13 protein-coding genes are annotated in these 13,224 nt (G+C 37.9%); 12 read left to right on the top strand and 1 reads right to left on the bottom strand.

Annotation, left to right across the window (positions count from 1 at the left end; translation table 11 throughout):
- Positions 1-225: 225 nt before the first annotated feature.
- The 4 genes from NH399_RS05580 (at position 226) to NH399_RS05565 (ending at position 7,405) form a co-directional block, all read left to right on the top strand.
- The gene (locus NH399_RS05580) at positions 226-906 is read left to right on the top strand and encodes a hypothetical protein (protein WP_253037715.1); all 681 of its coding nucleotides are present in this window, start codon (positions 226-228) and stop codon (positions 904-906) included.
- Between the two features lie 404 nt (positions 907-1,310).
- Entirely contained in the window at positions 1,311-2,543 is a 1,233-nt protein-coding gene (locus NH399_RS05575) for a DNA cytosine methyltransferase (protein WP_253037714.1), read from the top strand.
- A gap of 55 nt (positions 2,544-2,598) precedes the next feature.
- Positions 2,599-5,574: an ATP-binding protein gene (locus NH399_RS05570; RefSeq protein WP_253037713.1), complete on the top strand. Its 2,976-nt coding sequence runs from the start codon at positions 2,599-2,601 to the stop codon at positions 5,572-5,574.
- Complete coding sequence (locus NH399_RS05565) at positions 5,564-7,405, top strand: response regulator receiver domain (protein ID WP_253037712.1); 1,842 nt, start codon at positions 5,564-5,566, stop codon at positions 7,403-7,405. Before NH399_RS05570 ends, NH399_RS05565 begins: the two co-directional genes overlap by 11 nt.
- Before the next feature lie 56 nt (positions 7,406-7,461).
- On the opposite strand, the gene NH399_RS05560 is transcribed toward NH399_RS05565, so the two are convergent.
- The gene (locus NH399_RS05560; protein ID WP_253037711.1) at positions 7,462-7,725 is read right to left on the bottom strand and encodes a hypothetical protein; all 264 of its coding nucleotides are present in this window, start codon (positions 7,723-7,725) and stop codon (positions 7,462-7,464) included.
- 370 nt (positions 7,726-8,095) lie between these two features.
- On the opposite strand from NH399_RS05560, the gene NH399_RS05555 reads away from it, so the two are divergent.
- The 8 genes from NH399_RS05555 (at position 8,096) to NH399_RS05520 (ending at position 13,217) form a co-directional block, all read left to right on the top strand.
- Complete coding sequence (locus tag NH399_RS05555) at positions 8,096-8,485, top strand: hypothetical protein (protein WP_253037710.1); 390 nt, start codon at positions 8,096-8,098, stop codon at positions 8,483-8,485.
- Between the two features lie 4 nt (positions 8,486-8,489).
- Positions 8,490-9,008 carry a YcxB family protein gene (locus tag NH399_RS05550; RefSeq protein WP_253037709.1) on the top strand — a complete coding sequence of 173 codons (519 nt, stop codon included), beginning with the start codon at positions 8,490-8,492 and terminating at the stop codon, positions 9,006-9,008.
- A gap of 82 nt (positions 9,009-9,090) precedes the next feature.
- A complete protein-coding gene (locus NH399_RS05545; RefSeq protein ID WP_253037708.1) occupies positions 9,091-9,546 on the top strand; it encodes a hypothetical protein in 456 nt (151 codons plus the stop codon).
- A gap of 6 nt (positions 9,547-9,552) precedes the next feature.
- Positions 9,553-9,816: a hypothetical protein gene (locus NH399_RS05540; RefSeq protein ID WP_253037707.1), complete on the top strand. Its 264-nt coding sequence runs from the start codon at positions 9,553-9,555 to the stop codon at positions 9,814-9,816.
- Positions 9,817-9,852: 36 nt separating this feature from the next.
- Entirely contained in the window at positions 9,853-10,263 is a 411-nt protein-coding gene (locus NH399_RS05535; protein ID WP_253037706.1) for a DUF6210 family protein, read from the top strand.
- Positions 10,264-10,397: 134 nt separating this feature from the next.
- The gene (locus NH399_RS05530; protein ID WP_253037705.1) at positions 10,398-10,613 is read left to right on the top strand and encodes a hypothetical protein; all 216 of its coding nucleotides are present in this window, start codon (positions 10,398-10,400) and stop codon (positions 10,611-10,613) included.
- Between the two features lie 146 nt (positions 10,614-10,759).
- Entirely contained in the window at positions 10,760-11,488 is a 729-nt protein-coding gene (locus NH399_RS05525) for a hypothetical protein (RefSeq protein WP_253037704.1), read from the top strand.
- Positions 11,489-11,732: 244 nt separating this feature from the next.
- The gene (locus tag NH399_RS05520) at positions 11,733-13,217 is read left to right on the top strand and encodes a tol-pal system YbgF family protein (RefSeq protein WP_253037703.1); all 1,485 of its coding nucleotides are present in this window, start codon (positions 11,733-11,735) and stop codon (positions 13,215-13,217) included.
- Positions 13,218-13,224: the final 7 nt, after the last annotated feature.

The following is a 13,224-nucleotide window of genomic DNA, read 5'->3' as shown; positions in this document are numbered from 1 at the left end:
TACTCATTCTAAATACTACTTCCGTGATTATCCTTTCTTGAGAGTTTGCTTTATCAAAATTCTCGATATAATAGATTGCAAAAAACATTCACCTAATGCATAGCTTTAGTTCTGTTTTATATACCTAATCTGTAAGAGTATTAGGTATAACAATAAACTAACCTAAGTAAACTGGTTAGTGCCGCGTTACTGCCATTAGGTGACTATTCAATATGGAGGGAGAGTGTGAAGTTTATTGTTGCATTAATTTATATAGTACTTTTGTCTGGTTGCGCTACTGCCGATTTTAACTATAGAGCTCAATCAGTTCGAATAAGTGAACCTCCATTAAGAAGCGTTAATATCGCTTATGTTGGCGACCCTATGCTGAAGCAAGGGAAATATAAAGAACACGACTCTCTTTATATTCAAAGCCTAGTAGAAGTGAGCTGGGGCTATGACCTAAACCCTGGTTATTATTTAAAGCAAGGAGAGGATGACAACTCAGAGACCTATTTACCTAGTGGTGGGGAAGATGGTGGCTCCGTTGTTAAGGCTGCTCTGGCCGATCGATGGAAAGCGATAATGGCATATAAAGACAAGGATGAGCTTTGTATTATCACAATTTTCAATGCTCTTTCGTGTATAAAAACCAATCAGTTTGTGAGGAAGAAAAAGCCAATTGTATGGGATGATTCATTTCAAAGAACTCTTATATATAGTGGAAAAGTTGGCAATAAGCTAAACATTAGCTATAGAGAGTTTTATGGAAGTGCAGCCAGACCTGCGTTTAACAATAATGTTGAGTACGATATCGGAGAGTCGTCTATGATTGGTTATAAAGGTGCTCGATTGAAAATTGTGGAAGCAACAAATGAGTACATTAAGTATCAGGTAATAAGCAACTTTAATGAAGCAAAGCTTTAAACTAAAAATCTGATGGTTTTGATAGTAGTGGACCCATTCCAAGCAAGATGTGCTATTTTTGCGAAGAAGGCCAATTATTTTATATAAATGGCAAGACTTATGCTTTGTTAAATCAAGGGGGAAATGGAGCTTTCGAAGCTATCGATAATTTAATAGAAGCTTTTCCGAGTTGAAGATAGATATTAGAGGAATTTAATATCTCGTATTGTGTTCTTTATATGCTGGGTAAGACTTTGAATTATAAAGTCAATTATGGCTTATACATAGAGAAATGTAGTAAGTATATTTGTTGATTAATAGCACGTTAGTTGTCTTTTGTTACAGCAGCACTTTGGTGATGCTTTGGGTACTCATATGAGTAGTTTTTTCGGGTTTGTCTGGGGACTGAGATTCAGTTATCATCCTTGGCAAAGCAAAGAATAACAATATACGAGAAACATCGAGTTTTGAATAAGCAACTAACTGCGATTGATCTATTTTCGGGGGCTGGAGGGTTCTCTTTAGCTGCCATAAAGTCTGACTTAAAGGTGCTTGCTGCAATTGAGTTGGATGAGTGTGCCTCGAAAACATACCGAAAAAATATTATTAAGCGGAATATGCCTGTTAAATTAATTAATAAAGATATTAATGAGGTTGATATTCCTAAATTGATGAAAGAATTGAAGTTGAAGAGTAAGGAGTTGGATATTTTGATTGGTGGGCCGCCATGCCAAGGTTTTTCAAGTCATCGAATTCTTAATCGTGGCGTTAATGACCCTAGAAACCAACTTCTAATCAAGTACTTTGATTTTGTGAAAGAGCTTAAGCCAAAAGCATTTTTGGTCGAGAATGTCCCTGGTCTTCTGTGGAAAAAACATGAGGAGTACTTAGCTCGCTTTCTTAAGTTAGCTAAAAAGAATGGGTATAAGGTTGTTGGTGGCAAACCAGTTGTAATTAATGCCCGAGATTATGGAGTGCCTCAAAATAGGCGTAGAGCCTTTATTCTTGCTTATCGAGAAGATATCTGTGTTGCACATGATGCTGAGTGGCCTCCTAAGCCAACGCACTTTTCGCCATCTGAGCAAAAGGCTAGAAGTTGGCGTAGTGCATCAGAAGTATTCGAAGAGCCTCCTAAGTCCGTTATTAACAAGCTGATAAAAAGATATATGAGTGTCAACGGGTGGAGTAGAAGTGAAGCTGCTCAGTTTGTTTCAAAGATTAAGTTTGGTTCGCCTGTGAAAAATAGCGATCCCTGTAACATTCACATGGTTCACACTGATAGTGTTGCAAAGCGTTTTTCCGAAACTCCTTTGAATGGAAGTCGAGAAGATATAGCGTTCAAGCTGAAGTGTCACGAAGATTACAAAGGCCATAAAGATGTTTATGGTAGAGTGATTTTTCACCTACCATCAAACACTATTACGACAGGGTGTAATAATCCATCTAAAGGACGGTTTGTACATCCTTGGCTTAACCATGGTTTTACTCTTCGCCATGCTGCTAGATTGCAGACTTTCCCTGATAAATTTGTTTTTTTAGGCAATACAACAGAACAAGCTAGACAGATAGGTAATGCAGTCCCAGTAGCACTTGGTACTGAGTTGATAAAAGCTGTTTCAAAAATGTTTGTTGTAAAGAAAAAGGCCAAAGCTGCATAGGTAACATTCCTTATAAGTGTTGGTCTATCCCAACTAAAAGCTAAAAGAAAAGAATATGATTACAGCAGTTAGTTTTCAGACAAGAGCTAGAACCATTGACCATCTTGGTCGAGAGCAAATAGCAGATTGCCCGACAGCAATTTCTGAGTTATGGAAAAATGCTTATGATGCTTATGCTAGGAATGTATCCCTTAATATATTTGATGGAGTGTCACCTGTAGCTACATTGGTTGATGACGGCCACGGTATGAATGTTTTTGATATAGAGTCTAAATGGCTTGTAGTTGGGACAGAGTCAAAGGCCGTATCTCAAGAAGTTTCTATAGAAGACATGAATGGAATAGAGACTAAAAGGGTTAAACAAGGACAGAAGGGAATTGGACGGCTTTCTTGTGCTGCATTAGGCTCTTTGCTCCTACTAGTATCAAAAAAGAAGAAAGAAAAATTCTCTGCATGTCTACTCGACTGGCGACTGTTCGAAAATCCTCATTTAATGCTTGGAGATGTTCAACTTCCTATTAATGAGTTTGAGACAAGAGCTGAGCTACTAGAGTTAATGCCTAGTATGTTTGATATGTTAATGGGAAATATATGGGGAGGGGCAGAAAAGACTGATCGAGACAAAAGGGTAGAGGATGCGTGGGAGTTGTTTCATCAACAAGAGTTAGAGTCTGGAAAAGAGTCTTCAACTAAAGAACTAATCGAAAATACTGTTATAGAGGAAGCCTTTTCTGAGCGCCATATAGAATCATGGTCAGTTTGGAGTGGGAAGTCCAATTGTGGGACAGCTATGATCATTGGTAACTTGAATGATGACCTTAAAGCACAATTGTCATCAGACTCAGCTTCAGAGTTAGATGGTCCTGAAAAGAGAGCTAAAGAAAGTTTTAACCAAACCTTATCTAGTTTTGTAAATCCACTTACCCGAGAAAATGAAAGTTGTGTGGCTGATTTTAATTATTCTGTTGTAGCTTATAATGGAAGTATGCAACGAAAGATAATTGATAATGCTAAGAGTTTTAGTATTTCTGACTTTGATCAGTTGGAGCATGCAATTGAAGGCAGTGTTAATGAAGAAGGACTTTTTTATGGAAAGGTTAAGTCTTTTGGAAAGTGGTTTAATAATATTACAATTAGACCAAAAGTTCGTTATAAAACCAGGAAAGACTCTAGGTTTGGACCTTTTAGTATTAGAGTTGGAACTTTTGAGAGAGAGAAAGGGAGGACAAGCCTCTCGGATGAGTTGTTTGCTAAGTTTGGAGAGCAAGTGAAAGAGCTTTCTGGCTTTATGGTTCATAGAGATAATTTGCGTGTTATGCCTTATGGTAGAGAAAATAATGACTTCTTTGAAATTGAAAAGCGAAGAACGCTAAATGCAGGTAGATATGTCTTTTCTAATAGAGGAATGTTTGGCGGGATATGCATAAATAAAGAAAGTAATCCTAACTTGAAGGATAAAGCTGGCCGTGAAGGTTTAATAGATAATAGAGCTTCAAAGTTATTAAAAGAGATAGTGGAGAACATACTGATCGAGGTAGCTGATCGTTTTATTGGAAGAAATTCTGAGATCAGAAAAGATAATCTAGATACAATTCAAAGAAAGAGAGAAGAAGAAAAAGCAAATGAAAATAGACGGAAGCTTTTAAGGAAAGAGCAAAGGCGAATACGAAGCTCGATTAAGGAGAATAGTCCTAAGCTATCAGTATTGCTTGATGAGTTAGTCGAGTTAGAGTCTAGCTTGAAATCAAGGCTGAGTTTAGAAAGTCAAAATGAAATTGTTGAATTAAGACATAAGGTAACTTTTCTTTCTGGTCAGCTGAAAGAGCTGTCGTTATCTCCTATCCCTAGCTCATTAGGCAATGTCGAAAGTGCATATAGAGATTATAGAAAGCTAGAGCTGCAAGCTCTTTCGTGCTCTAAAGATATCAAAGAAACTCTAGACTTAGCATTAGAAAGTTTAATCGTTAAAGAAGACATCGATATTGCTGAAAGTGAATTTAGGAGCAAAGCAGGGATTCTTCATGGAGTGATTAAGAAGTATGCTGCGGAAGGAAGAAAGTTGTTGAACCGTGAATTAAGTAGGTTTGATGAGGAAGTGTCGATTGCTAACAAGAGCTTTCATCGAGAGCTTTCGGACTATCTTGATGATCTTGCTGCAGGAAGAATGAAGCTTTCTAAGGTAACTAGAAAAATAAATGATGAATACGAGAAGCATTACTTAAGAGTTGTTCAGCAATTTAGACCATACGTTTCTGCACTAAAAAGCATTGGGGATAATATCGACCTAGAAGGAGTCGCCATTTATTCATCAAACGAAAATCGTGCCCTTAAGAAAGAAGTTGAACGACTTCACAGTCTTGCTCAGTTAGGAATTACTGTTGAAATAATTGGCCATGAAATTGAAGGGTTGGATGTTACCATAGAATCAGGGTTGAAAAATCTAAGTGGTACAAACTTAGAACCGCAACAAAAGAAGTATCTAAACACTGTGATATTAGCTCATCAATCATTAAGTAACTCATGGCGCTTTCTTTCTACGCTCAAGTTATCTGGTGAGAAAGTAAAAGTTGATATTACTGGGGAAGATATATTTAATTACGTAGTAGATTATTTCAGTGATAGACTAAAAAGTAACGGTATTGAGCTATCTTGTTCTGAGTCATTTCGTAGTCTTCACTTATTTGACTTACCCTCAAGAATATATCCTGTATTTATAAATTTAGTAAATAACTCTAGATATTGGGTTAAGCATACAGAAGAAAGAGAACGCCTTATCAAGCTTGATTATATTAATGAAAAAGTAATAGTTGGTGATAATGGACCTGGAGTTCACCCTGAAGATATTCAGAACTTATTTACTATATTTTTCACCAGAAAGCAACGAGGAGGACGAGGCGTTGGTCTGTATCTTTGCCGAATGAATCTTCAAGCTGGCGGTCATAGCATTTATTATGAAGAAGATAAGAATAATAAAATATTAAACGGGGCAAACTTTGTGATTTTATTTGAGGGGATTTGTAGTGACAAGTGAAAGGAATATTGATTATACGCCATTTTTAAGAAGTGCATATATTGATCCAATTAGAACCGTTACGGTAATTGATGATGAGTATCCAACACTGGAAACTCTTATAGATGGACAACTAAGTAACTATAATAAGAATGATATTGATAGACTTAGAAATGTCATAACACAAGCTCGTAAGAAAGAATTTAATTGGCTTCTGGATGTATATGATGGGAGTGAATTGAGCCACGATAGCGAAGATATTGCAGGAAAGCTGTATCATAGTGACTTGTTGATTTTAGATTACCACCTTGATGGTGAGGATGATGGTTCGTGTGATATAACTCTCAATCTGATAGAAAAGCTAGCTAATAGCAGTCATTTTAATCTAGTTGTCGTACACACAAAAGGCTATGAAGGAAATATAAATACTGTTTTTCAAGATATTGTTTTCAAGATGCAAAAAGAACCTAACATAGGTGCTTTCCCAGAGCGATTGAGTAATAAAGTAGATGAATACTTGAATAATTGGGAAGATGCTGCAGATATGGACGGTTTAGAGGAGAAGCTCATTAACTCAATTTCTACTATTCAATTACTTCAGTTATGTAAAGACGAGAAAAGTGAGTTGCTTGATGGAAGCTCAAACTCGAAGTATTTATCTGAATTGAAAACACTTTATAATTCTAAGCCAGAAAATGTTAAGTTTTCTTTTCCACTCCTGATAAAATGGTTATGTACTAGGAAATTTTCTAAACATAGCGACAGTTTTGGTGAGAATGATTATGGGCATTTTGATTGGAAAGTTTCTGGTGATTATAATTTCTTAAAGACAGATAACCTTTTTCTAACTGTAGTTGGAAAGCAGAAAACTTCAATTAAGGAGATACCTGATAGATTGCTTGGTGCTTTGAGCTGTTGGAATCCTCATCCCAACAAGCTGGTGTTAGCTAAGTTGAGACATGAAGTGGAAAGTATGGGGATTTCTGCAGCTCAAAACATTATTAATAAAAAATACTTGCAAGCGGCGTGGTTAAGAAAGTTGCTGGAAATAGAGGACGACCGAGCCTTACAATCTGCTACCTGGAATGTTACTTCGAAGTTATGGGAAGAGCTTGCTAACGAGACAAAAAATAACGTTAGTAAATTCGCTTTGAAGCTAGCCCATGAACTAAGAAAGAAAGGCTCTACTCACGAAGTTTTACAGTTATTTGTAGAGGAGCACATCATCGAAAACTCTAACCAACAGGCTTACCATGAAAACTGTTTTAGCTGCTCGAAGAGTGTAGAGTCATATCATTTAAATACTGGTCATATTATTCAAGAAAATAGCAATTTTTGGCTCTGTTTGTCTCCCGCTTGCGACTTAGTGCCTGGGCAAAAAGAAGCTGGAAGTTTTCTCCCCGTAACCTTGGTTAGGTTGTATGATGCGAAATCTGCTTGGATCTCAACAAAAGCTCGCATGGCTGAAACTCTGAAAGTTGATCCTAGTCAACTTGATCCCAGCTTAAATAATATTGAAGAACAAGTATTAAGTTACTCTAAAAATAACAACTTGATCTTCGTAAAGCTCCCTGAAAAGGAAGATATTTCTTGCTTTAGTTTTACTGTTGGTATAGATGGAAAGGCTAACCCTAATGCAAGAGAGTACTGGGTTGCTAATGCTGGAATATTTGATGAAGAAAGTAAAGAAGTTATATTGCACTATGGTTGCACTGAGAGTAAGCAGGTCCAGATTAAGAGTATAAACGCAAAAGTAGTAGCAGAGCTCAGATACGAATATGCATTGAATCTTTTAGCTCGCTTGGGTTTTGCTAAGTCAAGAGTTGGCTTGGATTTTGTTGGGGCAAATTAATATTTAGTTTCGATCAACCCAGTACTGATTAAACTGGGTTGATTCTCTTAAGAGTTTTACTCAACCTCAATCCGCTGAATTTCTAACTCCAGCAATTGCTGCGCATACTCCAATAACAAATCCAAACCTGCCATGGTCGCTTCTTTCATAGGGATATCTGTAAAAGGCGGGGTAAAGCCTTGCTGGATAACGGCGAGTAGCTGTTGAAGTTTAAACAGGTTTTCTTCTAACGTGTCGCCAATCAATAAATCGTTGATAGGATGATTGGAGCGAAATTTGGCTATTGCCTCAACGGGTGTAACTTGACTATCATTCTTCATGTTTGAGTAACCTCGTATACAGGTTATTCGAACAGCGGGTTGGAGAGCTGCAACTCTTCAATCCGCACCTAATACTTATTTAAATAGCAATAAAATAACTACTTAAATAAGTAGCTTTGATATTAGCATGAATGATAGGCAAAGTAGAGCGAAAACGACCATAAGGACTATGGTAAAAAGTTATTAAAAACAGAAGGTTATGATCTTAATCTTAGCTTAGAAAACTGCTCTGAAACAATTGGATGCTCCGGGGAAGTTATCGAAGTAGGGCATTATATCAATTGAGTAAGTGAATTAGTAAAATCTAGGACATGGGCTTAATCATTATAAATTAGGTATGAAAGTTATGAGAGTGTTAAAGGTGTTTTGTTTGTTACCATTTATGGCTATGGCAGAGAAACCTATATCATTTATAGAGGTTTTCGGGGGTAACTATGAGCTCCCAAAATACTGCATGAATTATGCTGAAAGCGAAGATGCTGAATATAACATCCACTGTGAGCCACCAACTGGCGAATATTTAATTTCAATCAGAACTAGCCATAAGCCCTGCATAGAAGGTTCTGAGATTAAGCCACCCAAGTTTGAGCTAACAAGGGAGTTTATATCCAATGAGTTAAGGTTTTTAGAGATCAAGGGTACGAACAAAAGAACAGGGCATATTACTTATTTAAGATATATTAGCTCTGAGAACAGGTGCTTAACCTTAGTAGCAAGAAGCTTAGATTATTTGAATATGGTTAAAATTGGTAACTGGTAGCAGTATGATTTGCGTGAAGTTCAACTTCGATACAGAATACATCCAAGCTACACTGGATGCTTACAGAAAGATGCATAAAGCCAGAGGTCTTCGCATCTTATTAAAGATTGTCTCTTTTATCGGTTTGCTGGCTCTTTTGGCAATATTTGTTTTCATTAGTATCAATTACGACAAGTCCGTTTTATTCGCCGCAGCTTTTATGGTGCTACTTATGGTGTTGCTTGTTATGTCTCCGAAGCTTGACTATTGGTACTGTCAGAGAAAATTGAGGTTATCGCCATTTAATAATGACGCCGTCAGTGTAAGCTTTGATGATGACGGGATGGAGTTGGTTACTGAAAGTTCTGAAGCGAGATGGAAGTGGAACTTGATAGAGAGGTCTATTTTTGTTGAGAGTGGTATATTTGTTTACCATAATAAGGATGAATGCCTATTTGTTCCTAATAAAAATGGGGTGGCAATAGATCTTGGGGCTTTAGAAAGCTTACTGGAAAGGAATAATATTGATGTTTCGAAGCGTTAGACTGTTGGTTTAATATCCAAAATATCTGCATATAGTTATTGGAAATTATTGTCTTATTAAGTTTAAAAGGCTTGGAGGTATCATGTCTGGATTCAGTATTTTAGGAAAAACAAAGCGTCATAAGATAGGAAATATCCTGGGGCTTATCGTCCTAACATTATTTTTGCTATCAAAATGCAATATCGAGCAGACTTATGAACATGAAGAGGTTGTATCTTTATCGAGCTTGAGCGAAAAAACTCCAAGCTTGGTTATTTCCGCCATTCAAGGACATCGGCAAAATTTAGAGGAGATTATACGAACTGAAGCGCCTAAAATTGGAATGACTTATGAACAGTTTATGAAGGTTGTTGATATAGAGCTCTCTTTACCTACCAACTTATCTGAAAGCAGTGATGTTCTCCTCAATTTTTCATCTGCTGAAAACGATGCCAAATTTAAGCCTATTTATCGTTTAATTGCTAAAGATATGGAACTGCATATCGCTCAACAAGGTAATGAAAGTATTAACGTAGAGCAAGAGACTAACAAGGATTAATACTCAATGGGAAAGCAAAAAAAGAACACATCATTCAACAAAACTAATTGCACCACCTGCAATAACCTCAAGCCACTCACTAACAACTGGATAGCCACCGAAGCCATCTCGCAGAACATCGAACAGGTGATCAAACAAAACATTAACAAAGGCAACTTAACCCAAATCAATGAAAATGGGTTGGAAATCACCTACCAATGCAAAAGCTGCCAAACTCAGTGGTACTTCAAATTCTCTGATGGTCCCAATCGCGGACATTTTTCGCAATAGCCATTAATGAATACCTTTAACCGGTAAGAACCTATTATGAAAAAAGTACTACTATGGGAATTAAGTGGCGCAGCGCTAATTATACCTGGACCTAGTGGGATTCATTACACTAATCAGGCCAATGGATGTACGTGCTCTCAACCTATCATTGAAGGCTATTTGATTCCGATTAACAACGATAGGCTACTGACTGATCCTGAACATCTGGAAACTCAATTGTGCATGTTATTTGACGGCTTTGATACTGGACTGCCCGAGGCAAAGGCAACCGAGATAGATAACTTACTTGCTAGATTTCCAGAAACAGAAGGAATCTCGGTTGATCGAGAAAAGATAAGCGAGTCTATGGAAGCATGGGTACATGTCATTGCCAAAGAAACTGAGTTTAGTTGCTACAGCGGCTTTGGCGAGATAAAAGGCATACTTACTTGGAACAACAGCGACTAGATTTTAAGTTGTCTCGTTGTTGGATTTAGGTAGTGTTTGCTTTGAAGCTAACTATAAGGTATTGCTGAATATTGACAGTTTACAAGACTAAGAGCACTATTTAATTTCTTTCTTCTAGTATGGAGGTATCTATTATGTCAAGCAATTTGAAGTTGTCGCTTTCTGATGAGCTTACAAACTTCGTGAATTCTCAAGTTGGGAATACCAAACCTTTTTCCTCACCGAATGAGTATTTACAACATTTGATACGCAAAGAAATGGAGTGTCAGAACACTGTTTCGCATATTATTGGTGGCATTAAGGATATTAAAAACGGTCGAATTTCAGAGTTGTCTATATTAGATATTTAAAAAAAACGCTTACAGACCCCTAATTACTACTAGCATTGACGTCTAAAAAACTTAATAAGCTACCAAAATAATTTACATTAAAAATACCCAACTCAACCTTTACATCGTTAACAGTAACCAGAACAGATTAAAAGGAGGCATTATCGATGCTGAAAATAAAGAACTGGATACTGATTCTGATTGTGGCCTATTCATCATTTGCGCTGGCTTGCTCATGCATGCGTTATACTCAAGAAGAAGCTGTGGCTGCAAATGACGCTATTATCCTTGTCGATGTTTACATGATTGAAGTATTGGAAAAAGGTGGGGCTGAGGAAAGTAATATTAGAAGCGCTTCTAAAGAAGGGCTTAGGCGAGGACATTTTAAGGTCGTTAAAACATTGAAAGGTATTTACCATGGCCCCTCTTATATAGAAACTGTAGATCATGCGGTATGCTGCCTATGTCATTCGGTGGTAAAAAAGGGGCGATATTTACTTTACTCCAAGACGGGAGAGTCAGTTAATATTAGTTCTTGTTCGCCCGACCAAATAATTCGTAAAGGCGATGAACATTTAATTGAAGCAGTTGAAAAGCTAGCAAGCTTGTCTTCTAAAGAGATGCTAAGGGGGTACATAACCTATGATGAAGAAGCTTTATATTTCGCTACGACAGATTCTATTCCCGTGAAGATAAAAAATATCCCTTATTCGATCATAAAAAATAAAGTTGGTTACTACTCTTTCGAAGGAGTTAAGTTATCTAATGGCTCAATATTGCTTTCCAAAATATTTAGTGAAGAGAACTACCCTCCAGAAGTTCGTAGCATCTTGTTAAAAAAATTGAAAGAAAGGCCCAGGTCAATCGATAATAAAGAGAAGATAAATACAAGGTAGTATTCTTCTTTCGGGTCGGATGTTTCTGTTTCTCATGAATGAGGGCTAAAGTGGTTTCTTGGTTAACGCCGACAGACTAGCTTTTTCTATCCTAATGGGGATAAATCGGTATGTGGTTTGTCCCCTTCTTGCAAATAAATCACGCATTTATTAAATTTAGTCCGATTTGGTAACAAAGTGGTGTCATGGAATTGCTAATTTAACCATCGCTTAGACGTAAAAGTTAATCAAAGAGGATGAAACAATGAATTTAGTTAAAAACATGGCATGTCAAGGTATGCTTTCCATGATGTTAGCGATGACTTCTACTCCTAGCCCCGCGCTAGCCGAGTCATCATCAGAGCTGATGGAGCGAGCGGTTTATATCGAAGAGAGCAAAGGAGAGCTGAAAGCAGCCATTAAGTTGTATGAAAAGGTTATCGGTCAGGCCGATGCAAGCAAACAGGATATTGCTCAAGCATTGTATCGACAGGCGGTTTGTTACCATTTATTAGGTGATAAGCAAAAGTCCATTAACGCACTGACTCGATTGATCAATCAATACCCGGCACAAGCGAGTCTGGTGAGCAAAGCCAAAACCTTAATGCTAGAAGTCAACGCCGAAGACATTGCGCTATTGCCCACGCCCTGGGAAGATGGTGAAGAATTGCACTACTCAATTCGGATACCTTCCGGAAAGCAAATGGGTTCCATGGTTTCGACTGTAAAGAAAACAGATGGCAGCAGCCGACCTATCTGGACTATGGAAAATTATATTGCTGGTGGTAATCAGCTTTACACTCAGTCGTCTGCAAACCTGGACAACCTGTTTTCAATCAGCAGCGCATCAAAAAGCCCACAATTTGGTACGAGCGCTTCATCATTCGACTCCAACAGTGTGAAGACGCGTTATAACCGAGATGGTGAGGATTCAGAAACCAAGCTGGATTTAAAGAACCCTGCGTTTGATATGAAACTCTTGCCTTATCTATTAAGACGCTTGCCGTTGAACAATGATTACAGCACCAGCATTTCGCTGTACGAAAACATGTCGAATGGTGTCTACGACGCTAACATTTCTGTGGTTGGACAAGAAGTCATTAAAACCGCAGGGCAAGAGTTTGACTGCTTCAAAATAAAGCTCGTCTTATCTCACAACGGCAGAACCGTTCAGGAAAGTCTGCACTGGGTAGAAAACAGCGGCAAACGCTATTACCTGAAAGAACAAAGCAACGGAACCTCTATTCAACTGCAAAAAATTGCGCCTAGCAAAACGGCGAGTAAAGTTGAGCACCGGTTCGATAAGTTAAACTTTAAGTTTTCCACTCAAGCAGCCAGAAAAGCCCTGGACTTAACCTTTAAAGATGATTCCGTTGAGTTGTTGCTGGGAGCTTTCGATTCTAACATGGATACACCCATCTACTTGACGGTGATTACGCCAGAAAAAGACGACACTTCGGCGAATTTACGTGTTCCTGGTAACAAGCGTGACTATCAGGTGAACCGACTTAAGAGTCGACTGGATAACTTCTCGTTGCGCTCTGATGTAGCAGAGAGAACCATTGGAGGATTATCGACACATAGCTTTGTTGCCGACTTTACTCAAAAGAGTAAAGAGAAAGTCATGGCACGAGTTTTCTTTGCCAACAATGACCAGCTGTTCTATTTCAGTATCATCACTGATAAAGCGAAGTACGAGCGTGTGAATGCTCAGCTTCAAGACATCATGAACAGCTTCGAAATACTGTAAGGACGAG

This window comes from Pleionea sp. CnH1-48, assembly GCF_024124665.1.
Classification (GTDB): domain Bacteria; phylum Pseudomonadota; class Gammaproteobacteria; order Enterobacterales; family Kangiellaceae; genus JAMXSB01.
This window is presented reverse-complemented; position numbering and strand designations above follow the sequence as displayed.

Excerpts from the sequence above, each read along its gene's own strand:
- NH399_RS05530 (WP_253037705.1), top strand. The coding sequence starts at position 10,398 with ATGTCAAGCAATTTGAAGTTGTCGCTTTCTGATGAGCTTACAAACTTC.
- NH399_RS05535 (WP_253037706.1), top strand. The coding sequence starts at position 9,853 with ATGAAAAAAGTACTACTATGGGAATTAAGTGGCGCAGCGCTAATTATA.
- NH399_RS05520 (WP_253037703.1), top strand. The coding sequence starts at position 11,733 with ATGAATTTAGTTAAAAACATGGCATGTCAAGGTATGCTTTCCATGATG.
- NH399_RS05560 (WP_253037711.1), bottom strand. The coding sequence starts at position 7,725 with ATGAAGAATGATAGTCAAGTTACACCCGTTGAGGCAATAGCCAAATTT.
- NH399_RS05570 (WP_253037713.1), top strand. The coding sequence starts at position 2,599 with ATGATTACAGCAGTTAGTTTTCAGACAAGAGCTAGAACCATTGACCAT.
- NH399_RS05525 (WP_253037704.1), top strand. The coding sequence starts at position 10,760 with ATGCTGAAAATAAAGAACTGGATACTGATTCTGATTGTGGCCTATTCA.
- NH399_RS05545 (WP_253037708.1), top strand. The coding sequence starts at position 9,091 with ATGTCTGGATTCAGTATTTTAGGAAAAACAAAGCGTCATAAGATAGGA.
- NH399_RS05540 (WP_253037707.1), top strand. The coding sequence starts at position 9,553 with ATGGGAAAGCAAAAAAAGAACACATCATTCAACAAAACTAATTGCACC.
- NH399_RS05550 (WP_253037709.1), top strand. The coding sequence starts at position 8,490 with ATGATTTGCGTGAAGTTCAACTTCGATACAGAATACATCCAAGCTACA.